The sequence below is a fragment of the Pseudomonas sp. Irchel 3H9 genome (assembly GCF_900187495.1).
Classification (GTDB): Bacteria; Pseudomonadota; Gammaproteobacteria; order Pseudomonadales; family Pseudomonadaceae; genus Aquipseudomonas; species Aquipseudomonas sivasensis.
Genome location: NZ_FYDK01000002.1, coordinates 583998 through 606945 on the forward strand (window position 1 = coordinate 583998; position 22948 = coordinate 606945).

General features: G+C 60.7%; 21 protein-coding genes. 10 read left to right on the forward strand and 11 right to left on the reverse strand.

Translation table 11 applies throughout. The annotated features are described in order from the left end of the window. Positions 1-172 precede the first annotated feature (172 nt). Positions 173-2782 (reverse strand): bifunctional aconitate hydratase 2/2-methylisocitrate dehydratase, encoded by a 2610-nt coding sequence (acnB, locus tag CKW32_RS08585; RefSeq protein ID WP_032887185.1) that lies wholly within the window; start codon positions 2780-2782, stop codon positions 173-175. A gap of 396 nt (positions 2783-3178) precedes the next feature. Here acnB and CKW32_RS08590 point away from each other — a divergent pair, with 396 nt between their 5' ends. After that, a complete protein-coding gene (locus tag CKW32_RS08590) occupies positions 3179-3649 on the forward strand; it encodes a DUF1289 domain-containing protein (RefSeq protein ID WP_032887184.1) in 471 nt (156 codons plus the stop codon). A gap of 72 nt (positions 3650-3721) precedes the next feature. Here CKW32_RS08590 and CKW32_RS08595 read toward each other — a convergent pair whose 3' ends face one another. Next, positions 3722-4585, reverse strand: a complete 864-nt coding sequence (locus CKW32_RS08595; RefSeq protein WP_032887183.1) for a universal stress protein — start codon at positions 4583-4585, stop codon at positions 3722-3724. A 150-nt stretch (positions 4586-4735) separates the two neighbouring features. On the opposite strand from CKW32_RS08595, the gene CKW32_RS08600 reads away from it, so the two are divergent. Then, positions 4736-5338: a tRNA-(ms[2]io[6]A)-hydroxylase gene (locus CKW32_RS08600; RefSeq protein ID WP_032887182.1), complete on the forward strand. Its 603-nt coding sequence runs from the start codon at positions 4736-4738 to the stop codon at positions 5336-5338. Here the strand turns inward: CKW32_RS08600 and CKW32_RS08605 are convergent. After that, positions 5294-6493: an MFS transporter gene (locus CKW32_RS08605; protein ID WP_095184595.1), complete on the reverse strand. Its 1200-nt coding sequence runs from the start codon at positions 6491-6493 to the stop codon at positions 5294-5296. The two genes, CKW32_RS08600 and CKW32_RS08605, sit on opposite strands and share 45 nt — an antisense overlap. 157 nt (positions 6494-6650) lie before the next feature. Here CKW32_RS08605 and CKW32_RS08610 point away from each other — a divergent pair, with 157 nt between their 5' ends. Next, positions 6651-7358, forward strand: a complete 708-nt coding sequence (locus tag CKW32_RS08610) for a winged helix-turn-helix domain-containing protein (protein ID WP_095184596.1) — start codon at positions 6651-6653, stop codon at positions 7356-7358. Further along, on the forward strand, positions 7359-8636 hold the full coding sequence (locus CKW32_RS08615; protein WP_032887179.1) for an ATP-binding protein: 1278 nt from the start codon (positions 7359-7361) through the stop codon (positions 8634-8636). Between the two features lie 89 nt (positions 8637-8725). Here CKW32_RS08615 and ampC read toward each other — a convergent pair whose 3' ends face one another. Further along, positions 8726-9880, reverse strand: a complete 1155-nt coding sequence (ampC, locus tag CKW32_RS08620) for a class C beta-lactamase (RefSeq protein WP_177434261.1) — start codon at positions 9878-9880, stop codon at positions 8726-8728. A 204-nt stretch (positions 9881-10084) separates the two neighbouring features. Here ampC and CKW32_RS08625 point away from each other — a divergent pair, with 204 nt between their 5' ends. Further along, positions 10085-11269, forward strand: coding sequence for a DUF2252 family protein (locus CKW32_RS08625; protein ID WP_032887177.1), 1185 nt, complete (start codon positions 10085-10087; stop codon positions 11267-11269). Between the two features lie 458 nt (positions 11270-11727). Here the strand turns inward: CKW32_RS08625 and yghX are convergent, their stop codons facing one another. Both yghX and CKW32_RS08640 read right to left on the reverse strand, forming a co-directional pair. Next, a complete protein-coding gene (gene yghX / locus CKW32_RS08635) occupies positions 11728-12615 on the reverse strand; it encodes a YghX family hydrolase (RefSeq protein ID WP_032887176.1) in 888 nt (295 codons plus the stop codon). A gap of 44 nt (positions 12616-12659) precedes the next feature. Next, a complete protein-coding gene (locus tag CKW32_RS08640) occupies positions 12660-13148 on the reverse strand; it encodes a PaaI family thioesterase (RefSeq protein WP_095184598.1) in 489 nt (162 codons plus the stop codon). An 86-nt stretch (positions 13149-13234) separates the two neighbouring features. Here CKW32_RS08640 and CKW32_RS08645 point away from each other — a divergent pair, with 86 nt between their 5' ends. After that, positions 13235-13792, forward strand: coding sequence for a YceI family protein (locus tag CKW32_RS08645; protein WP_095184599.1), 558 nt, complete (start codon positions 13235-13237; stop codon positions 13790-13792). On the opposite strand, the gene CKW32_RS08650 is transcribed toward CKW32_RS08645, so the two are convergent. Then, positions 13789-14679 (reverse strand): DMT family transporter, encoded by an 891-nt coding sequence (locus CKW32_RS08650; protein WP_095184600.1) that lies wholly within the window; start codon positions 14677-14679, stop codon positions 13789-13791. The two genes, CKW32_RS08645 and CKW32_RS08650, sit on opposite strands and share 4 nt — an antisense overlap. 90 nt (positions 14680-14769) lie before the next feature. On the opposite strand from CKW32_RS08650, the gene CKW32_RS08655 reads away from it, so the two are divergent. After that, a complete protein-coding gene (locus CKW32_RS08655; protein WP_095184601.1) occupies positions 14770-16095 on the forward strand; it encodes a PLP-dependent aminotransferase family protein in 1326 nt (441 codons plus the stop codon). A gap of 14 nt (positions 16096-16109) precedes the next feature. On the opposite strand, the gene CKW32_RS08660 is transcribed toward CKW32_RS08655, so the two are convergent. Continuing rightward, positions 16110-16535: a nuclear transport factor 2 family protein gene (locus CKW32_RS08660; protein WP_032887170.1), complete on the reverse strand. Its 426-nt coding sequence runs from the start codon at positions 16533-16535 to the stop codon at positions 16110-16112. A 246-nt stretch (positions 16536-16781) separates the two neighbouring features. On the opposite strand from CKW32_RS08660, the gene CKW32_RS08665 reads away from it, so the two are divergent. Next, positions 16782-17000, forward strand: a complete 219-nt coding sequence (locus CKW32_RS08665) for a DUF6434 domain-containing protein (protein ID WP_032887169.1) — start codon at positions 16782-16784, stop codon at positions 16998-17000. 254 nt (positions 17001-17254) lie between these two features. Here CKW32_RS08665 and CKW32_RS08670 read toward each other — a convergent pair whose 3' ends face one another. Both CKW32_RS08670 and CKW32_RS08675 read right to left on the reverse strand, forming a co-directional pair. Continuing rightward, a complete protein-coding gene (locus CKW32_RS08670; protein WP_095184602.1) occupies positions 17255-18961 on the reverse strand; it encodes an amidase in 1707 nt (568 codons plus the stop codon). A gap of 57 nt (positions 18962-19018) precedes the next feature. Further along, complete coding sequence (locus tag CKW32_RS08675) at positions 19019-19807, reverse strand: helix-turn-helix domain-containing protein (RefSeq protein ID WP_095184603.1); 789 nt, start codon at positions 19805-19807, stop codon at positions 19019-19021. Between the two features lie 83 nt (positions 19808-19890). Here CKW32_RS08675 and CKW32_RS08680 point away from each other — a divergent pair, with 83 nt between their 5' ends. Then, a complete protein-coding gene (locus CKW32_RS08680) occupies positions 19891-20196 on the forward strand; it encodes a DUF2834 domain-containing protein (RefSeq protein ID WP_095184604.1) in 306 nt (101 codons plus the stop codon). Further along, a complete protein-coding gene (locus tag CKW32_RS08685) occupies positions 20189-20611 on the forward strand; it encodes an MAPEG family protein (RefSeq protein WP_095184605.1) in 423 nt (140 codons plus the stop codon). The genes CKW32_RS08680 and CKW32_RS08685 overlap by 8 nt, the downstream gene beginning before the upstream one ends. A 1092-nt stretch (positions 20612-21703) precedes the next feature. Here the strand turns inward: CKW32_RS08685 and CKW32_RS08690 are convergent. After that, positions 21704-22870: a GGDEF domain-containing protein gene (locus CKW32_RS08690; RefSeq protein ID WP_095184606.1), complete on the reverse strand. Its 1167-nt coding sequence runs from the start codon at positions 22868-22870 to the stop codon at positions 21704-21706. Between the last annotated feature and the right edge of the window lie 78 nt (positions 22871-22948).

A 22948-nucleotide genomic window follows, 5' to 3' on the forward strand; every position in this document is an offset into this window, starting at 1 on the left:
GTGGTGCGGTTGAAGTTATAAGGTCGTTCGTCGCGGTCAAAACTGTGGGAGGGGGCTTGCCCCCGATAGCGGTGGGTCAGTGACAGGGGGATCAATTGAATGTGTTTGTATTCCAGGCATAAAAAAACGCCGCGTATCTTGCGATACGCGGCGTTTTTGTTACATCAACACCTTAGGCTTGAATCACCGGGATGTTGGCGCTTGCTGCGATCTTGCGGAACTCAGCGATCTGGTCGAAGTTCAGGTAGCGGTAGACGTCGCTGGCCATGGTGTCCAGTTTCGCCGCGTAGCCCATGTACTCTTCGACGGTCGGCAGGCGACCCAGGGTGGAGGCTACTGCCGCCAGCTCAGCCGAGGCCAGGTAGACGTTGGCACCATCACCCAGACGGTTAGGGAAGTTACGGGTCGAGGTCGACACAACAGTCGAGTTCGGTTCTACACGTGCCTGGTTACCCATGCACAGCGAGCAGCCCGGCATTTCCATGCGCGCGCCAGCCTTGCCGTAGATGCCGTAGTAGCCTTCTTCGGTCAGTTGGTGAGCGTCCATCTTGGTCGGTGGCGAGAGCCACAGACGGGTAGGCAGCTGACCCTTGACCTGCTCCAGCAACTTACCGGCAGCGCGGAAGTGACCGATGTTGGTCATGCACGAACCGATGAACACTTCGTCGATCTTCTCGCCGGCAACACTCGACAGCAGACGAGCGTCGTCCGGGTCGTTTGGTGCGCAGAGGATCGGCTCGTTGATTTCGGCCAGGTCGATCTCGATGATTTCGGCGTATTCCGCGTCGGCATCGGCTTCCATCAGCTCTGGGTTGGCTACCCAGGCTTCCATCGCTTGAGCGCGACGTTCCAGGGTGCGTGCATCGCCGTAGCCTTCGCCGATCATCCAGCGCAGCAGGGTGATGTTGGAGTTCAGGTACTCGGTGACGGACTCTTTCGACAGCTTGATGGTGCAACCGGCAGCGGAACGTTCGGCCGAGGCGTCGGACAGCTCGAAAGCCTGTTCCAGCGTCAGGTCGTTCAGGCCTTCGATTTCCAGGATGCGGCCGGAGAAGGCGTTTTTCTTGCCTTTCTTCTCGACAGTCAACAAACCGGACTGGATCGCGTAGTAAGGAATGGCATGAACCAGGTCACGCAGGGTGATGCCAGGTTTCATTTTGCCTTTGAAGCGCACCAGGATCGATTCCGGCATGTCCAGTGGCATTACGCCAGTGGCTGCGGCGAACGCGACCAGACCGGAACCGGCTGGGAACGAGATGCCCATCGGGAAGCGGGTGTGGGAGTCACCACCGGTACCGACGGTATCCGGCAGCAGCATGCGGTTCAGCCAGCTGTGGATGATGCCGTCGCCTGGACGCAGCGATACACCGCCACGGGTCATGATGAAGTCAGGCAGGGTGTGGTGGGTGGTCACGTCGATCGGCTTTGGATAAGCCGCGGTGTGGCAGAAAGACTGCATTACCAGATCGGTCGAGAAGCCCAGGCACGCCAGGTCTTTCAGTTCGTCACGGGTCATAGGACCGGTGGTGTCCTGGGAACCCACGGTGGTCATCTTCGGTTCGCAGTACGTACCTGGACGAACGCCTTTGCCTTCCGGCAGGCCGCAGGCCTTGCCGACCATTTTCTGGGCCAGGGTGAAACCCTTGCCAGTGTCGACCGGTGCTTCAGGCAGCTTGAACAGGTCGGTAGGGCCCAGACCCAATTCGGCGCGAGCCTTGTCGGTCAGGCCACGGCCGATGATCAGCGGGATACGGCCGCCGGCACGAACTTCGTCCAACAGGACCGGGGTCTTCATTTCGAAGGTGGTCAGGACTTCATCGGTGCCGTGTTTGCAGACTTTGCCAGCATGAGGATACAGGTCGATCACGTCGCCCATGTTCATGTTGGTCACGTCGAATTCGATTGGCAGTGCGCCAGCATCTTCCATGGTGTTGTAGAAGATCGGAGCGATCTTGCTGCCGAAGCAGAAACCGCCGGCACGCTTGTTCGGTACGTAAGGTACGTCGTCGCCGAAGAACCACAGTACCGAGTTGGTAGCGGATTTACGCGAAGAGCCGGTACCGACCACGTCACCGACGTAGGCGATCGGGAAGCCTTGGCCGCGCATTTCTTCGATCTGCTTCATCGGGCCGGTCTTGCCTTGCTCGTCCGGCACGATGCCTTCGCGAGCCATTTTCAGCATGGCCAGGGCGTGCAGTGGGATGTCAGGGCGGGACCAGGCGTCCGGAGCAGGGGACAGGTCGTCGGTGTTGGTTTCGCCGGTGACCTTGAATACGCGCAGGCTGATCTTGTCGGCCAGGGTAGGGCGGTTGCGGAACCATTCGCCGTCAGCCCAGGACTGGATTACGGCTTTAGCGTGCTCGTTGCCGTTGCGGGCTTTTTCGGCGACGTCGTGGAACGCGTCGAACATCAGCAGGGTGTGCTTGAGTTGGGCCGCGGCGACAGGCGCCAGCTCGGCGTCGTCCAGCAGCTCGACCAACGTCACGATGTTGTAGCCGCCTTGCATGGTGCCGAGCAGTTCAACAGCGCGTTTCTTGTCGATCAGGGGGGAAGTGGCTTCGCCCTTGGCCAGGGCAGACAGGAAACCGGCCTTGACGTAGGCAGCTTCGTCAACACCAGGTGGAATGCGGTTGGTGATCAGGTCAACGAGGAATTCTTCTTCGCCGGCTGGAGGATTTTTCAGCAGCTCGACCAGGCCTGCGGTTTGTTCGGCGTTAAGCGGCTGGGGAACAATACCCAGGGCTGCACGCTCTTCGATATGTTTGCGGTAGGCTTCAAGCACAGTTATTACCCTCATCAGTGGTCCCACGGGACGCTCATCCAGAAATGAACGGCACGCATGCGCTCGGGGGCTTTTTGGGCCGCAAAGCCAGCGCTGCCGGCATTCCTCACAGAAGCTGCTTTCAAAGTTTTACGCCTGCAGAACGGAGCTGATGAGGGTTGGCGCGGTTGTTGACCTACCGGGGTCAAGTCCGCGCCAACACCGTTCTGAAGGAACGACTGTGCTCGTGACGCTTTGAAAACAGCTTCCAGCGGATTATTGGCGCCTTACAAGGCCGGATGATTCTACGGCAAAAAATTTCTAAAGGTAAGTTGCCATGGCAAGTTTGCTGGGTGATCAACCTTAGACAAAGGGCTAACATGGCGCACTGTTTCGCTGATTTGCGTGTCGTAGCCCATGTCCAACCAAACCATCAAGACCCCCTGCGTCGGCCTGTGCTCCACGGTTTACGGCGATCTGGTGTGCCGTGGCTGCAAGCGCTTCCACCACGAAGTAATCCTGTGGAATGGCTATAGCGAAGAAGAAAAACGTGCGGTATGGCTGCGCCTGGAGCAACTGCTGGTGCAGGTGATGGCCGGCAAACTGGAGATTTTCGACCCCAAGACCCTGCGAGGTCAGTTGGAGCAGCGCAAGATCCGCTTCGTGCCGCACCAATCCGAGTACTGCTGGGCATACCAGTTGATTGCGCGCGGTGCGCGGGTCATCAATAACCTGGAGGCGTACGGCATGGTGCTGTTGCCGGAGTTTCGTGATTGGGCGTTGCCGGAACTGCGCGATGCCATCGACCGTGAGTTCTTTATCCTGTCCGAGGCCCACTACCAGCGCTATATCGCCCCAGGGTTCCTCAGGGATGCGCTCTCTACCTGACGGCAAAAATCGGAATGTGGGAGGGGGCAAGCCGCCCCCCACATTGGACGTCGGTTATCTGGAGGATAGGCGTCAGGGTTTGGTGACCAGCTCTTCCAGGTGATCCATCAATGTCTGCGGCTTGAGCACCAACACATCACTTTCCACAGCATCCAGCACCACCTCCGCCGTGTTGCCGATCAGTGCACCGGAAATTCCGGTGCGCGCTACGGTACCGATGATGGTCACTGCTGCCTGCCACTTGTGCGCCGCGAATGGAATCAGCACATCCGCCGGGCCTTCCTCGATATGCAGGTGCGCGTCGTCCACGTCGAACTCAGCCTGGAACGCCTGGCACTGCTCGCGGTAGCGCGCTTCGATGGTTTCCTTGAGTTGGAACGTCGGGTCCGCCGCCGACAGCATCGGCGACGGATGGGCGCTGATCACGTGCAGCTGCGCCTTGGCGAGGCTGGCGATGTCGAAGCCATGATCAATGATCGAATTGTGCAGCGAACGGTGCTCGCTGTCGGTATTGCCCACATCAATTGCTGCCAGGATCACCCCGCCGGCCCATGGCGTGGACGTCTTGACCAGCAACACCGGTGTCGGGCAAAAGCGCAGCAGCTTCCAGTCCGCCGGTGTCAGCAGCGCCTTCTTCAGCGGGCTGTCGGGAAAATGTTGCTTGATCACCAAACCACAGCCCTCAGCCTGCTGCACATCAATGATGGTTTCATGCAGGCTGGCATTCCACGCCTGTTCGGTGGTCACGCTGTAGCCATCCTCCTGCAATCCCGCCTTGAGCAGGCTCAACAGCGCCGAATGCTCATGGTTTTTATCGCAGACCAGCAAGTGCAGGTGCGCGCCGGTAACCTCGGCGATCAGCTTGGCGCGCTTGAGGGCCAGGCTTTCCGAATGCTCGGGCTCGATGACCACCAGGATACTGCGGATGGCTTGCATGGTCGGGATCTCCAAAAGAGTGGGCGTGGAATAACTATAGTTGCTGCCCGGCAGCCGTCATGTTGATGCACATCAAGGCCGGTGGCTGGTGGTCTGCGGCGTGGTCGGTATAATCGCCGGCCTTTTGTGATCCTTTTGCCCGTGAGCCCGATGAACCTGCCAGAAATCCACGAATTCCTCGGTTGCCGCACCCCCGACGCCTGGGTCCAGGCCGCGTTGGCCGATCAGGAAACGCTGCTGATCGACCACAAGAACTGCGAATTCAAGGCCGCGAGCACCGCCTTGAGCCTGATCGCCAAGTATCACGGCCATGTCGACCTGATCAACATGATGTCGCGCCTGGCCCGCGAAGAACTGGTGCACCACGAACAGGTCATGCGCTTGATGAAAAAGCGCAAGATTGAACTGCGCCAGTTGCATGCCAGCCGGTATGCCTCGGGCTTGCGCAAAGTCGTGCGCAACCATGAGCCAGTGAAATTGGTGGATACGTTGGTAGTCGGGGCGTTTATCGAGGCGCGCAGTTGCGAGCGTTTCGAAGCGTTGGTGCCGCATTTGGACGAAGAACTCAGCAAGTTCTACTTCGGCCTGCTGAAAAGCGAGGCGCGGCACTTCCAGGGTTACCTGAAGCTGGCCTACCAGTACGGCGATGCCAAGGATATCGCCCAGGTGATTGAGCGGGTGAGGGCGGCCGAGCAGGAATTGATTGAGTCACCTGACGTCGAGTTTCGCTTTCACAGTGGTGTGCCGGCCTGAGGCGACGGCCATGCCGATCAGCGCGGTGATGCCGGTCAGCAGCAGGATCACCGTTTGCGTGCCCAAGGGTGCTGCCAGCACGGCAATCACCAGGCCGGCCAGGGGCTGTGGCAGGTTATTGAGTAGGGTGATCATGCCGACGGTCTTGCCAAAGTCCTCTACCGGGATGACCTGCTGGCGAACGCTGCGCATATACACGCTGTACATCTTGTCGAAGCCTATAACCAGCAGGAAGCCAAGACTGTAGACCCACAGGTTGGGGCTGACCGCCATGATCAGCGCGCCCACAGTGATCAGTCCGTAAGACACGCCGCCGAGGCGTTTTAACGGCAAGGTTGTGCGCGACAGGTAAAACAGAATCACGATAGTCACCAGCGCACCTGCCGCTTGCAGCAGCGCGTAGGCATCCTTGTCGGCGTTGAAATCGCCAGTGACCATGGCGGCGGAAGTGGCCAGGGTGGCGCCAATGAGCAGGTTCACGCCCACCGTCAGCGCAATCAGGCGTTTCAACCCCGGCAGGTTGCGGATATGCGCGACGGCGATGCGCAGCGGTTGCAGCCAGATATCACGGTGCTGCTGATGGGGCTGCGGGTTGACTGAGGTGTTACGTTGCCACGCGCGCATCGCCAGGTCTGCCAACACGAACAGCCCTGCAACCCCCAGCACTACCCAATGCCAGGCCCACACCTCCAGCATCAGCGCGGCCAACAACGGCCCCAGTACCAGGCCGGATTGGTCGGCGATCTGGGAGTAGGACAACGTCTTGGCATAGCTGTATTGCGCAAAGATATGCGGCATCAGCACCTCCCGGGCCATGATGCCTTGGGTGGTCAGCACCCCACATAGCGCGGACAGCAGCACCAGCCAGTAGATACCGTCGAACATCCCGTAAAGCGCCACAGCCACCACACAGGCCAGCGCCCGGTAGACCTGGCTGATATGCAGGATACGCACGGGCGAATACTTGTCGCACACGGCGCCGCACACCGGGAAGGCCAGGAAGCGTGGCAGCGATTCGATAAAAAAGGCCAGGCCTGCCCACGACGCACTTTGGGTGGTTTGAAATACGATCAGCGGCACGATAAACAACAGGATCTGATCCGCCAGACGCGACAGGAACAGCGAAACAAAGAACGCCAGGTAATCCTTACGCATACAACTCCCTGTGATTGGCGTTAAAGAATGCAGGCTATTTGTAAAAAACTCTTAAAAACATGAAGCTTCAGGGACGCCCGTTGGCTATCTGCTTCAGTTGCCCAGCTTGCCACCTATAATGCCGCCTCTTCAATCCGCGTGCGCGCACTGAGAACGTATGGAAAACCTGGGTCAGGGTAAGGTTCTGCTTGTTGAGGACGACGAGAAGCTGGCGGGGCTGATCGCGCATTTTTTATCACAACATGGCTTCGAGCCTCGCGTGGTACACCGAGGTGATGAAGCCTTGGCGGCGTTCCTGGCGTTCAAACCGAAAATGGTCGTACTCGACCTGATGCTGCCGGGCCAGAGCGGCCTACAGGTGTGCCGCGAGATTCGCAGTGTGTCCGACACTCCCATCGTGATCCTCACCGCCAAGGAGGATGACCTGGACCATATCCTCGGCCTGGAATCCGGCGCCGACGACTACGTGATCAAACCGATCAAACCGCCGGTGCTGCTGGCGCGCCTGCGTGCGCTGCAACGCCGCCAATTGCCGGAGCCTACCGTACGCGGGGCGCTGGCGTTCGGTCGGTTGGCCATCGACCGCAGTTGCCGGGTCGTCAGCCTGGGGGACGACAAGATCGACCTCACCACCATGGAGTTCGAATTGCTGTGGTTGCTGGCCAGCAACGCCGGCACCATTCTTTCCCGCGATGACATTCTCAACCGCATGCGCGGCATCGCGTTCGACGGCCTTAACCGCAGCGTCGACGTCTACATCAGCAAACTGCGTGGCAAACTCAATGACAACCCACGTGAGCCGGTGTGTATCAAGACGATCTGGGGCAAGGGGTATCTGTTCAATCCGTTTGCTTGGGAGGTCTAGATGCTGCGCTTATACATGCGCCTGTACATCATCCTCGCGCTGGGGTTGGCGGGGGCGATTTGGCTGGTCAACTACACCTTTGATGAACTGCTGCCCGAAGCCAACGAAACCTATAATCGCGAAGCCATGCGTGGCCCGGCGTACGGTCTGGTGGAGCAGTTGCGCCCGTTGCCGGCCGATGCGCGTCCGGCGCGGCTGGCCCAATTGCAGCCACATTATGGTTTGCTGCTGAAACTGGTCCAGCGTGATGAATTGGCCCTGACCCCCCGTGAACAACAATTGTTGGCGGCCGGCCACTTGGTAGTGCGTGGCGATTTCATGGAGTTCATCGCCTCGGTCGACAGCGGTCCACAACTGCTCGAAATCAAACTGCCGGCAGAGCCGAAATGGCTATACCTGTGGGCCTACAGCCTGCTGGGTCTGTGCCTGGCGGTAGTGCTGTATTTCTGGGTGCGTCCGCATTGGCGTGACTTGGAGCACATCCGTCTGGCCGCACAACGTTTTGGCGACAACGACCTCGGCTCGCGCATCCTGCTGCCGCGCCGCTCCACCGTGCGCGAACTGGCCGGGCACTTCAATCAGATGGCCGAGCGTATCGAGAGCCTGATCGCCAACCAGCGCGAACTCACCAATGCGGTGTCCCATGAGCTGCGTACGCCAATTGCACGATTGTCGTTTGAACTCGACCAACTCAAGCAGCAGGCCGACCCGCGTCAGCGCAGCGAATTGATCGCCGATATGTACGCCGACCTGGGCGAGCTGGAGGAAATGGTCTCCGAACTGCTGACCTACGCCAGCCTGGAACGCGGCGCGACCCAGGTCACTCGCGAGCGCATCGAAGCCCATAGCTGGCTCGACAGCGTGATCGGTAGCGTGGCCCTGGAGGCGGAGGCGGCGGGCATACACTTGTCGTTGCGCACCTGCGAAGTGGACGTGATCCAGATCGAGCCGCGTTTCATGGCGCGAGCGGTGATCAACCTGCTGCGCAATGCCATCCGTTACGCCGAGCACCGTGTGGACATTTCGCTGATCAAATTCGGCAACGGTTATGAAGTGCGGGTATGTGACGACGGCCCGGGTGTACCCGAGGAGAGCCGGGCGAAGATCTTCCAGCCGTTTATGCGCCTGGATGCCAGCCGTGATCGCCGTACCGGCGGCTTCGGCCTGGGCCTGGCGCTGGTGCAGCGAGTGTCCCAATGGCATGGCGGGCAGGTGCATGTGCAGGATTCGGAGCGGGGCGGGGCGTCGTTTCGGATGACGTGGGCGAACGCTGAATAACGTTTATGAACACGATGAAGGTGAAATGTGGTGGAGGGCTTGCTATGGCTGAGCAAGCCCTTCATCACAGGGTGGGCTCGTGTCCGGCTTTAATGGTCCAGCGCACTCAACACTGCATGGGCGACTTTCACCCGCTCTGCATTCGGGTAGTTCTTGTTCGCCAGAATCACCACCCCTAATCCCTTGCTCGGCACGTAGGCCACATAGGCGCCAAAACCATTGGTGGAGCCGGTCTTGTTCACCAGCGTGTTGGCGTGGGGCGCTTGGGCAGGGGTTAGCCAGTTCACCTTGTGCGGCTCCATGGCCATTGGTGTGGAGTTGCCGTCAGTCAACGCATCGAGCGTGATGGGATAAGGGTACATTTCCCAGCCCAGCCCTTGGGTCATGCCGTCGACGGTGTAGTAGCCGGTATGAGTGATGCTGACCGCGCGTTGCACGGCGCTTTCCAGCTTCGCCGGGTTCATGTTGGCTTGCACATAACGCAGCAAGTCCGAGGCGCTGGTCTTGATGCCGTAAGCCTCACTGTCCATGGCGCCGGGGCCGACGCGCACCGGTTTGCCATCCTTGCCGTAGCCTTGTGCGTAGAGGCTCATCTGACTCGGCGGCACCTTGACGAAGGTGTGCTTGAGCCCAAGTTTGGGCAGCAGGGTTTTTTCCATCGCCTGATCGAACGGTTGCTTGAGGCTCTGCGCCGTCAGGTAGCCGAACAGGCCCAGGCTCGGGTTGGAATACAAACGCTGGGTGCCTGGGGCGAAGTCGGGTTTCCACTGCTGGAAGTAGCTGATCATGTGCTGATTGTTGTCAGCCTCCGGTGGAAATTGCAGAGGCAGGCCGCCGGCGGTGTAGGTGCCGAGGTTAAGAATGCTGATGTGATCAAACTTGCCGCCACCCAAGGCTGGCAGGTAGTCGCTGGCCGGGGCCGAAAGCTTGAGTTTGCCGGTGGCCGCCGCATAACCGGCGAGGGTGGCGGTGAAGGTTTTGCTCACCGACCCGACTTCGAACAGGGTGTTCTCGCTGACGGGCTGCCCCGTCTCCTGGGAGGCCACGCCGTAGTTGAAATAGTGCGCTTTGCCGTCCTGAACCACGCCGACCACAAGACCGGGAATGGCCTGTTGCTGCATCAGCGGCTTGACACTCGCGTCCACCACCGCCTGCAGATCGGTCGCGGCCAGGCAGTGGCCGGTAGCGACAAGGGCGGCTACCGCCGTGAGATTGCGCATGCCTGAGAACATAGATAGGGGCATGAGAGTGTTTCCATGAAAGTGATCGATTAAAAAAAGACCCTCGCGGGGGAGGCAAATATAGGCAGTTCGCCTGCTCTGGGCAAACGATGAAGTCTCTTGCCTGGGTATAACGGGAGAAGGCCAACGTGATAAATTTTTTAGAAACATAATGAAACATTCTCCGAGGCGCACCGCTCTACCGCTACACCTGTACTGAGTTATTCCATGAAAACACCGCGCCCCTCCGCTCGTATGCCCCACCTGACCCAACTGCGAAACCTCAAGATGGCGCGCTCGGCGCACGCTTATGTGCGCGGCAGTACCGTTCAATTCTACGAGTGGCTGCACAGCTTGCCTGGACGCCGTTTGCCCCGCGGGCCAGCGATCTGGATCTGCGGCGACTGCCACGCTGGCAACCTTGGCCCCACCGGCGACACCAAGGGGCGCATCGATATGCATATACGCGACCTGGACCAGGCAGTGATTGGCAACCCGGCCCACGACCTGGTGCGCCTGGCCTTGTCCCTGGCGACCGCTGCGCGAGGCTCGGACCTGCCGGGGGTAACCACCGCACGCATGCTTGAAGAAATGATGGTGGGCTACGAGCAAGCCTTCAAAGACAAACCCGATGAAACGCCGCCACGCCCGTCCCAGGTCAAGGCGGGGATGCGCAACGCCGTGGCGCGCACCTGGAAGCACTTGGCCCGTGAGCGCATCGAAAGCGCCCGGCCGACCATCCCGTTAGGCAAGCATTTCTGGCCGTTGTCGCGGGCCGAAAAAAGTGCGCTGAAAGTCGTCTGCGCGTCGGACGAGATCCACCAGTTGGTCACTTCGCTCAAAGGCCGGCCCAAGGACGCCAAGGTCGAACTTTTGGATTGCGCTTATTGGGTCAAGGGCTGCAGCTCCCTTGGCTTGTTGCGCTACGCGGCCTTGCTCGGTGTTGGTGATAAGGATGATCAGGCGTATTGCCTGATCGATATCAAGGAGGCGGTCGGCGCCGCTGCACCCCGTGCCGCACGGGCGAAGATGCCCAGGGACAACGCCCGCCGGGTTGTGGAAGCTGCGCGTCAGCTGTCGCCGGGCCTTGGCGAGCGGATGGTGGCGACGCGGTTTCTGGATCACGGGTTTTTTATTCGCGAGCTGCTGCCTCAGGACATGAAGTTGGAGTTGGATGAGTTGAGCGAGACTGACGCGATGCACGCTGCGGGTTATTTGGCTCGGGTGGTTGGCGTAGCTCATGCCCGGCAGATGGATCGGGCGACTCGTAAGGATTGGATGGCGGTTTTGCAGGAAAACCGGTCAAGGGAGTTGGATGCGCCTTCGTGGTTGTGGACCAGCGTGGTGCAGCTGGTGGGGAGTCATGAGCAGGGGTATTTGGATCATTGCCGGCGGTATGCTTTGGAGCATTGATGCTGAGGGTGGGATGGGTTTTGCGTAGGAGAGCTGGTACATGTCTGTTTCTGCGTCATCGGCGGCCAGTGTTACGCCATTTGACTGATGGTCCCCTATCCAAATGTGGGAGGGGGCTTGCTCCCGATGGCGGCCTGACAGTCGACTCATATGTTGGTTGGGGTACATAGCCATCTCTGCGGTAACGGCGGCTTAGGGTTCCGCGCTTACAGCGGGTCACTTTCGGAAAGGTCGGAATGCCGGCCCATCCAAAAGTAACCAAAAGGCCTTCGCCCCAACGCTCGGTGCCTCGCCTAGGATCTGTATGCCCTCACTCCGGCTTGGATCTATGGCCCAGTGCGGCTAACCCGGCGTCCTGCCGGGTTGCCCACGGATTCAAGCCTGCGTTCGGCCAGCGCGTTTGACGGGGCGCTTTGGATCAAGATCAAAAGCAGGAGCAACAGCCAGAGCAGCGCCAGTCATGCCAGGTATTTGTTGAACCACCCCAGTGTTCTTTCCCATGCCAGGTTGGCGGCTGCTTCGTCATAACGTGGCGTCGAGTCATTGTGGAAGCCGTGATTGGCGCCCTTGTAGATGAACGCTTCATAGGTTGTGCCGGCCGCTTTCAAGGCTGCCTCGTAGGGCGGCCAGCCTTCGTTGATACGTGTATCCAGCTCGCCGAAGTGCAGCATGATCGGCGCCTTGATCCGCGGTACGTCCTTGGCTTCCGGTTGGCGGCCGTAGAACGAGACGGCTGCGCCCAGTTCGGGGTAGGCCACCGCTGCTGCGTTGGTCACGCCACCGCCGTAGCAGAAGCCGGTGATGCCGACTTTTCCGGTGCTGCTGTCGTGGTGCATCAGCCATTCGATGGCGGCGAAGAAGTCGTTCATCAGTTTGGTCGGGTCGACGGTCTGTTGCAGCGCCACGCCTTTTTCGTCATTGCCGGGGTAGCCGCCGACCGAGGTCAGACCGTCCGGGGCCAGGGCGATGAAGCCGGCTTTGGCCAGGCGTCGGGCGACGTCTTCGATATACGGGTTCAGGCCGCGGTTTTCGTGGACCACCACCACCGCCGGCAACTTGCCCGCAGCCTTGGCCGGGCGTACCAGGTAGCCGCGTACCGTGCCGTTACCCTTGGGTGAGGGGTAGGTGACGTAGTCGGCGACGATGTCCGGGTCGGTGAATTTCACTTGCTCGGCCAGGGCGTAGTTAGGGCTCAGGGAGGCGAGCAGAGCGGAAGCGGTCAGGCCGCCAAACGTGAACAGCGCAGCGCGGTCGAGAAACTCACGGCGGTTGATCTTGCCGTGGGCGTAGCCGTCGTAGAGTTCCAGCAGTTCGGGGGCAAAGTCTTTCGCGGTGAGACGAGTCATCGGTGCAATCCTCGATTAGCGGTGACAGTCAATGTAGACCAGCTTCAGTCCTCGCGGCCATGGGCGGCAGCGGCCAGTTGGCCGGTGTCGACGCGCACGAACACCGAGTCGCCGATTGCCGTGAGCACGTCGCCGGCGTATACCTCGCAGACCACGCGGGTTTTGCGCTCCACGTTGCCTTCGACCCTGGCGCGCAAGGTGAGGGTGACACCCATGGGCGTGGGCTTGATGAATTTGATGCCGAGGTTGCCGGTCACGCAGTCGATGCGTGGCAGGCTGCCGGGTTCGCGTTGCTCGGTGCGGTAGTGGTAGGCCATGGCGGTCCAGTTGGAATGGCAGTCCACCAGCATGGCGATCAGGCCGCCGTAGACCAGGTCCGGCCAGCCAGTGAAGTGAGCTTCTGGCGCGTGTTGGGCGATCAAATGGATGCCGTCTGCGTCCCAGCGGCTCTTGATGTGCAGCCCGTGAGGGTTGCTGCCCCCGCAGCCGTAGCAGATGCCTTCCGGTGCGGTGATGTCTTGTAGCGCTTGCATGCAACGTCCTTATTGTTGTGGGCGACTATTCTGTTTAGCAGGACAAACGCGTGATGGGAATACATCCAGACTTTGCGGAGTGGTGCATGAAACGTGGATTTTTGCCGGTTGCGCTTGTCCTGGGCTTTATCGCCAGCGCCCAGGCGGTGGAGTACAAGGACGTCAATCACACTGCCAGCCAGATCAGTTTCACCTACGAACAACTGGGGCAGCGGATGTATGGGAGGTTCAAGGAATTCGAGGGCACCTTGGCCTTTGATACGCAGGCGCCGGAGGCGGGACACGCGCTGCTCAAGATCCAGCTCACCAGCATCAGCGCCGGCAGTGACGATGCCAATGACACCCTGCAACGCGCGTCCTGGTTTGACACTGGGACCTATCCGGTCGGGGTGTATGAATCCACTGGGGTCAAGGCGCTGGGGGATAACCGCTTCAGGATCAGCGGCAACCTGACCATCAAGGGCACCACACGCCCGGTTGATGTAAAGGTGGTGCTTAAGGAGCTGGATGGCATTGGCGTGTTCGACGGCGAATTCATCCTCAATCGCGGCGATTTCAAGATCGGTGAGGGTGAATGGGCCGGCAACAGCGTGGTTTCCAACGACATCCATATCAAATTCAAGATGGTCGCACCGCAGCGTTAGCGGGCGAACTTCTTCGCACCGGCCACGCAGGCGATCACCGCCACCGTCACCAGCACCATGCCGAGACTGACCTGTTCATGCAGCAGGCCCGCTGCCAGCGCCAGGCCGAAGAACGGTTGCAGCAACTGCAACTGGCCGACGGCCGCGATGCCACCTTGAGCCAGGCCGCGATACCAGAACACAAAGCCGATCAACATGCTGAACAGCGCCACATAGCCCAGGCTCAGCCAGGCTGTCAGGCTGATGCCGGCAAAGCTTGGCGGAGCAAGGAGCAGGCCTAACGGCAGCACCACCGGCAGTGACACCACCAGCGCCCAGCAGATCACCTGCCAGCCGCCCAGGCTGCGCGACAGTTTCGCGCCCTCGGCATAGCCCAAGCCGCACACCAACACCGCCAGGAGCATCAGCAAATCGCCGGCCGGTGCGGCGCTCACGCCCTGGGCGAAGGCATAACCCGTCACCAAGGCACTGCCCAGAATCGAAAACACCCAGAACACCGGTCGCGGCCGCTCGCCGCCACGCAGTACGCCAAACACCGCCGTGGCCAGGGGGAGCAGGCCGATAAACACAATGGAATGGGCGGAGGTTACGTATTGCAGGGCCAGGGCGGTGAGCAGGGGGAAGCCGATCACCACGCCGAGGGAGACGATCAGCAGGGGCACCCATTGAGTGCGCGCGGGGCGTTTTTCCTTGAACAGCCACAGCAGAAGCAGCCCCAATGCGGCAGCGATGGCGGCGCGAATCATCGTCAGAAACACCGGATCGAATTCCATGACCGCCAAGCGCGTAGCGGGCAGTGAGCCGCTGAAAATCACCACGCCGATAAAGCCATTGATCCAACCCTGAGTGCTGTTGTCCAGGGCGTTGAGGGGAGACGTACGTTCCATGGGGGCTGTCCCGAAAAAGAGGAGTTGCGTGGTGCCCATCCTAGGATCGAGAATCAAGACAATCAAAAAAATGTCATGGATACATCGCCAATGCCCCGCGCCCGTTACAAGTCACTGGTCGACACCTTTGCCGAAGACATTCGCAGCGGGAAACTGCCCCCCGGTATGCGTTTGCCTACCCATCGCCAATTGGCCGCGGATCATGGCTTGGCGCTGGTCACCGCCAGTCGGGTGTATGCCGAGCTGGAGGCCATGGGGCTGGTCAGCGGAGAGACCGGGCGCGGCACCTTTGTGCGCGAGATTGCGTTGCCGCCAGGGCAGGGCAGTGGGCAGATGACCATCGCGGCGGGCATGCTCGACCTCAACTTCAATTACCCCTCGTTGCCGGGTCAGGCGGACTTGCTGCGCACTGCGTTGCGCCAATTGGCGCTGTCCGGTGACCTCGAAGCGCTGCTGCGTTATCAGCCCCACGCCGGTCGCCTGCATGAGCGCGCCACCATTGCCCGCCACCTGCTGAGCCGAGGGCTGACAGTGCAGGCCGAGCAGGTGTTGGTGGTCAGCGGCGCCCAACATGGGTTGGCGGTGGCGATGATGGCGTTGCTCAAGCCGGGGGATGTGATCGCGGTGGACGCGTTGACCTATTCGGGGTTCAAGGTGTTGGCAGAGACCCTGCATCTGGAAATCGTCGCGATTCCCGTCACCGCCAGCGGCCCGGACCTGGAATATCTGCATAGCGTGTGTCGCAAGCGTCCGGTTCGCGCGGTGTACAGCATGCCGACCCTGCACAATCCGCTGGGCTGGGTGATGGGCATGGAGCAGCGCGAGCAGCTGGTCGCCATCGCCCGCCAGCACAACCTGATGATCATTGAAGACGCGGCCTACGCGTTTTTAGTTGAGGACGCGCCACCGCCCCTGGCGAGCCTGGCACCGGAACGTACGGTGTATGTGGGTGGGTTGTCGAAGAGTGTCGCCACAGGGCTGCGCGTGGGATTTGTCGCGGCGCCTGTTGCGTGGATGAAGGCGTTGGAGCGCACCATCATGGCGACCACCTGGAACGTGCCCGGGGTGATGAGCGCGATTGCCGTGGCCTGGATCGAGGACGGCACCGTTGCCCACTTGGAAGCACAAAAGCGCCAGGATGCCCGGGCTCGGCAAGCCTTGGCTGCGCAGGTGTTGAAGGGGGTGGCCCACACCAGCCACCCGTCATCGTATTTTTTGTGGCTGCCCCTGGCGGAAGATGCCCGCGCCGATCAAGTCGCCATGGCCTTGCAGCGCGAGGGCGTTTCCGTGTCCACCGCTGAGCCCTTTGCCGTTTCGGCCCAGGTGCCCCATGCGCTACGCCTGGCGTTGGGGTCGGTGGACATGCCGTCGCTGCGCGAGGCGTTGCTCAAGGTGCGCAACGTGGTGGCGTGGTGAGCCACCGCTAGCCATCAGAATTTAAAGGCCTGGCGACCGATCAGCAGCCAGTGGCCTTTCTGCTTTTGCCAGACCTGGAAGTTTTCGATGTCGGTAGGCACTTCGACGCCACTGTTCACCGCCTGTGCGTGAAAGTGGTTGCGCACCAGTGCCGTGTCGCCTTGCAGAGTGATGGTTTGTTTTTGCATTTCCAGAGTCTTGAAGCCGCTGCGACCGGTCTCGATATCGGCGATGAATTCCTGTTTGTTCTGAATTTTGCCGCTGGAGTGGCCGTAGGTGAGTTGCTCGGCGGTGAGGGCCTGGAGCTGCTTGATGTCTTTGTGCAGCATGGCTTGGGTCAGGTGATCGACCGCTTGGGCTACGTCGTTGTCGGCGGGGGCTGCGGCCACGTAGCCGCTGAACAGGCACAGAAAACCGATCAGCACTTTGACGTTTTGCATGGGTGTTTCCTTATTGTTGTTGGGGTGTGCACGACAGCTATAGTCGTCGTACAACCATGCAATATTTGCCGGGTCTAAGGAAAGTAAAATTTTGAAATACCCCGACAAGATTGGTATTTGTAGGTTTTAGCTCCTTATACGATGTCCCAACACGCGGGGGGCTCGTACACGGAAGGTTTTGGCACTTCCTGGGTGGATGGCGCATTGCTATGCTAACGCCGACCCAACACCTGCCCGAGTGACAAAATGGATTTTGACTGGCACAGCGACCCCATCACCCGCGCCACCCCGGTGACCGCACACTACAAAAACACCCAGAACGTGCGGCGCTTCATGCGTGAGCACTGCGGGCCGACCTTCAAGTTCGATCGTCCCTTCATGGCCTGGATTCGCAACGATATCCCCAAGACCCTGGGCGACGTGGTGGATGAATGGCAGCGCCTGAACCATGACAACCGCCCATGATCACCCAGGGACTGGTTGTACTGATCAACTACGGCATTCATCTGGCGCCCGGCCTGTGGTTTGCCCTCACCCCCAAATCGCTGCCAGGTGCCGCTGTGTGCTGCCGGCATTTGTCGTTAAAACAAAGCCGGTAACTGACACGATGAGGATCAAAATGTGGGAGGGGGCTTGCTCCCGATGGCGGTGGTTCAGTTGGAACAGCTTTGCCTGATACACCGCCATCGGGAGCAAGCCCCCTCCCACAGGGTAAATCGTTAGTTTGTGATCAGTGGCGGGGTGCGCGGGGGGATCAATCGCTTGCTGCCGGTCGCTTCATACGCCGCCGCCAACCGCAGCAATGCCGAGTCATCATAAGCGCGCCCGGCAAATGTCAGCCCTACCGGCATGCCGATGTCCGCCATCACGCCCATCGGCACGGTGACGGTTGGCACGCCCAGGTGGCGGATGGCGAGGTTGCCGTTGGCCACCCAGATACCATTGCTCCAGGCGATATCGGCGCTGGCTTCGTTTACATCGGCATCCGCCGGGCCCACGTCGGCGACGGTGGGGAACAGCACAGCGTCGAGGCCGAGTGTTTCCATCCAGTCCTCCAGGTCGATTCGCCGGGTTTGCTCCAGGCCGCGCAGGCCGTCGGGCACGGTGCTGATTTCATTCCAGGGCGTGATGCCGCGCTGGGCCATGCGCACGTATTCGTCCATGCCGGCGGCGAGGTCGTCTTCACGGTTGGGCAGGGTGCCGGGGTCGTGGGGGAAGATTTTCGGGCCGTCCACATCCGCCAGGCGGTTGAGGGTTGGGTCGTTGTTGGCGCGCAGGAAATCATCGAAAGCCCAGGCGGACAGTTCCCATAACTCGTCGTGCAGGAATTCCTTGGACACCAAACCTCGGGTGAACACCGTCGGCGCGCCGGTGCGATCGCCTTCGCAGTTGGACACCAGGGGGAAATCCACTTCGATGACTTCGGCGCCAGCCGCTTCCAGCGCCTTGCGGGCGTCTTTCCACAGGTCGATCACGCTGGCGCGGGTGTTGATCTGTTGCCCGGTCGGGCCGCCGATGCCGGGTTTTTCGCTGGTGCCGGCGTCGGGGTCGGCATTGATGTACATGCGCGGTACACCCAGGCGTTTGCCCGCGAGGGATTCAGCCGTCGCAGCCAGCTCAGCGTAAGACGCCGGGCGCACCGAGGCGACGCTGGGGATCGGCACCCAGGGTTGCAGGCGCCATAGGTCGCCACGGGTGTCGGGGTCTTCGGCGACCACCACATCGAGGACTTCCAGCAGGTCGGCCATGGTGCGGGCGTATGGCACCACCACGTCCATGGTTGGCGTCAGCGGCCAATTGCCGCGCACCGAAATCACCCCACGGGAGGGGGTGTAGGCGCACAGGCCATTGTTGGACGCCGGACCGCGTCCGCTGGACCAGGTTTCTTCTGCAAGGCCGAATGCCGCGAAACTGGCGGCGGTTGCAGTACCCGCGCCGTTGGACGAGCCGGAGGCGAACGGTGCGGTGAGGTAGTCAGCGTTATAGGGGCTTTCGGCGCGGCCATATACGCCACGCTGCATGCCGCCATTGGCCATCGGCGGCATATTGGTCTTGCCCAGGCAAATGGCGCCACCGGCGCGCAGGCGTTCGATGGTGAACGCGTCGCGCTGGGCGGTCAGTTTGGCAAATGCCGGGCTGCCGGAGGCCGCAGTCAGGCCTTTGACCAGGTAACTGTCCTTGGCGGTGTAGGGAATGCCATCCAATGGCCCAAGCGTTTCGCCCTTGGCCCGGCGTGCATCGGACGCCTCGGCTTCTTTGAGCGCTTGTGGGTTGCGCACCACCACAGCGTTAAGCGCGGTGGCGGTCTGCGGGCCGTCGTACGCATCGATCCGTGCGAGATAAGCCTGGACCAATTCAACGGCAGTGGTCTGGCCGGATTCAAGCGCCGCGCGCAATTGGGCAATGGAGACTTCGGTAACTTGCATGACGTTTTCTTCGCCGCCTTCAGATGGAGGTATGGCCGCAGTCTACGTACAGATATTTCACAAAACCAGCGCCGAATAGTCCGCGAAGGCAGCGCGCATCACCTGCCAGGTCGCCTCGTCAGCCGGAATCAGATGCTCGATGCGCAGCGAGGTGAGGGTGATGTCCTGGGGCATGCCGAACGTGGTGAAGGTCGACAAAAAGTTCAGCTCGCCTTCGAGTGAGCGGATGCGCGTGAGCACCAGCGGCGGCATTTCGGTGGGTAATTGGGTGTGAGTCGGCGCTGGCAAACTCGCCATCAGCGCAGCCAATGCCGGATTGCCCAGCGCCTCGCGGGTTGCCCGTTGCCAGGCCAGAGTGCGGATCTCTTCGGCGTTGATCAGGTGGTCGCCCAGGCCACCGGTTTGCAGCAGGGTGGTCAGCAGGTTCAAGCCATCGGCTGCATCTGCTTTGATGCCCACCCGTTCAAACAGCAGCCCGGTACTGACATTCGCCGCCAGCACTTGCCACTCGCTGCCCAGCAGAATCGCAGGCGCGGGGTTGTTGGCGTGCAGCACATGGTTGACCGCTTCGCGAACCGCGGCCATGGCCGGTGAGGCAAGCGGGGTCGCGGTGTAGCGCGGGGCGTAACCGGCGGCGAGGAACACGCGGTTGGATTGCTCCAGCGGTGTCTCCAGTGCGGTCAACAGGTTGTGCAGTGTCCCCGGACTAGGTGTGGCGCGACCGGTTTCGAGGCAACTGAGATGACGCTGAGAAATCCCGGTGATCAGGGCGAGGTCCAGTTGGCTCAACTTGGCCTGTCGGCGCAGTTGGCGCAGGTGTTCACCGGCGCTAGCAGGGTTTTCCATGACGTGTTCATGACCTCCGAGGTCATTGCGAGGGGCCAAACCTTATCACTAAGGTGGGCCTCGATCACCTCAAGGACGACACCATGCACAGACCTTATATTGCCCTGGCCGGCTTGCTCGGTTTTTCGCTGTACACCCTGGTTACGATGCTGACTGCCGAGCAATCGCTGCTGGCCTTTGGGCGCGAGCTGATGTCTCGACCGGACACCGCGCAAGTCGTGATCGACCTCTACCTGATGGCGGTATTGGCGTGCGTATGGATGTATCGGGATGCGCGCGGGCGAGGGCGGTCAGTGCGTTCGGTGGTGCCGTACTTTTTATTGACGGCGGTGTTTGTGTCAGTGGGGCCGCTGCTCTATATCGTGGTGCAGGGAGTCAGGGATGAATGACCTCCTGAGAGTCTATGCCCTGTGTGTACTGGTGCTGTGCCTGAAGATGTTTGCGGTTTCCTGCTACCAAGGGTATTTCCGCATTCGAGGCCTGGCATTCACCAACGCTGAAGATGCGGCTTTCTTTAAGCGCGCCAGGCATTCGATAGAGCTGCCACCGGTTGGCCGAGCGAGCAGAGCGTGGGCCAATGATCTGGAGAACATCCCCGTGTTTTTTGTGCTGGGAGGGCTGTGTGTTGCGCTGGAGGCGCCCGCTGTGGCGAGTGCGTGGTTGTTTGGCGGTTTTACCCTGGCCCGTCTGGCGCATACGGTGACGTATCTGGCGGGTTGGCAACCTTGGCGAACGCTGGCGTATGGGGTCGGGGTGATCTGCTTGCTCGGGCTTGGCGCGATGACTTGTTGCAGGCTTGTCTGAAATTCAGTGGCATCCCGCTCACTTCTGTAGTGAGCGAGCTTGCCTCGCGCGGGGCAAGCCCGGTCACCACAAAAAGCGCCTCACTGACTCAAACCCATCGCCTGCCTTCGGTTGTCTTGATACGCCATGACCTGTAACTGGCCTTGAAGTCGTATGGGGTCGGGGTGATCTGTTTGCTCGGGCTTGGCGCTATGACTTGTTGCAGGCTTGTCTGAAATTCAGCGGCATCCCGCTTACTTCTGTAGTGAGCGAGCTTGCCTCGCGCGGGGCAAGCCCGCTCACCACAAAAAGCGCCTCACGGACTCAAACCCATCGCCTGCCTTCGGTTGTCTTGATACGCCGTAACCTGTAACTGGCCTTGAAGTCGTATGGGGTCGGGGTGATCTGTTTGCTCGGGCTTGGCGCTATGAGCTGTTTAAGGCTTGTATGAAGTTCAGCGGCCTCCCGCTTACTTCTGTAGTGAGCGAGCTTGCCTCGCGCGGGGCAAGCCCGCTCACCACAAAAAGCGCCTTACGGACTCAAACCCATCGCCTGCCTTTGGTTGTCTTGATACGCCGTGACCTGTAACTGGCCTTGAAGTCGTATGGGGTCGGGGTGATCTGTTTGCTCGGGCTTGGCGCTATGACTTGTTGCAGGCTTGTCTGAAATTCAGCGGCATCCCGCTTACTTCTGTAGTGAGCGAGCTTGCCTCGCGCGGGGCAAGCCCGCTCACCACAAAAGCGCCTCACTGACTCAAACCCATCGCCTGCCTTTGGTTGTCTTGATACGCCGTCACCTGTAACTGGCCTTGAAGTCGTATGGGGTCGGGGGTGATCTGCTTGCTCGGGCTTGGCGCTATGACCTGTTTAAGGCTTGTATGAAGTTCAGCGGCCTCCCGCTTACTTCTGTAGTGAGCGAGCTTGCCTCGCGCGGGGCAAGCCCGCTCACCACAAAAGGGCCTTACTGACTCAAGCCCATCGCCTGCCTTTGGTTGTCTTGATACGCCGTGACGTGTAACTGGCCTTGAAGTCTGCGGCGCCACCGGCGGACTGCTCACACCGAAGCGTTGGAGTCGGTCAGGACGGGCCGGAGTGCGGGGGTTAGTTACGACTTCTAACCGTAGGGCGTGGCGCCCCTGCGATCCACCAACCGGATACTGTCCCGCCCACCCCGCTTGGACTCATACAGCGTGGTATCCCCTTGCTCAATCAACGCCGCCAGGCTCTCCGGCGGCTGATCGAACAGGTTGGCGCCAATGCTCAGGGTCACCGGTTGCGGGGTGCTGAAGCTCTGCGAGGCCAGTTGCTGAAACTGGTCGCGCAGGCTGCTGCCCAGTTCGACGATCTGCTCAGCCGACGTGGGATTGAGCAGGATCACAAACTCATCGCCGCCCAGCCGTGCTGCCAGTGCGCCTCGGGGCACGACGGCGCGGATCATTTCGCTCAATGCGATCAACAGGCGGTCGCCGGCGGTGTGGCCGTGGAGGTCGTTGACGCCTTTGAAGTTGTCGATGTCGATCAGCAGCAGGGCGCCGGGTTGGGTCGAAGATACCTGGGCCAGCAGGCGAGGGGCGCGCAGGTCGAGGGCGCGACGGTTGTAGAGGGCGGTTAGTGGATCGCGGGCGGCGAGGCGGGCGATCTGTTGTTCGCGGCGGTAGCGTTCGGAACCCGTCATGGACAAGGCAATCAGCATGATTGCCATGGCGCCTTCCACCAGGGAGATCTGGATGATCTCACCCTTGAAGGCGGCGAGGTCGATCAGGGTGCCGGGAATGACCACCGACAGCGTTTTGGCCACGTAAAAGGTCCCGTGGAGCAGCAGCACAAAACGCAACTGCACCGCGCCGACGCTCAGGGACCGGCCATGGGGCCGCAGCAGGAAACTGGCGCGCAGGGTGGGCAGGGCGACCAACAGCGATTGCACCGCCAGCATGGCTTTGGACCATGATTGGTCCGTTGGCAGCGCGAGCATGGCGAACCAGATCACGGGCATCAGGGCCCAGGCGCGTGATACGCGTACTTGGGTAAACCGCGCCACGCCGAGCAGAAACAGGAAGTGTGCGGTCACCAGCAAACCGTTGGCGAACCAGATGCCGATGACTAAAAAGCCATTAATGCGCAGCAGGGCCAGGAGAGAACCGATGGTGATGGTGGCGAAACCGCTGCTCCACAACAGCAGCGAGGGTTCGCGCACGCTGCGCCATTCGACCAGCAGGTAAAGGGCGGCAGCGGCTGCCAAGGCAACGGTGAGTGCCAAAATCGTGGGAGGGTCGAGCGTCATTTCTTGCTGGGTCTGCCTGGTGTGCGTTTAAACCGGGATTGTAAGCGCACACGCAGGTTTTTCAGAGCATTCTGTGTA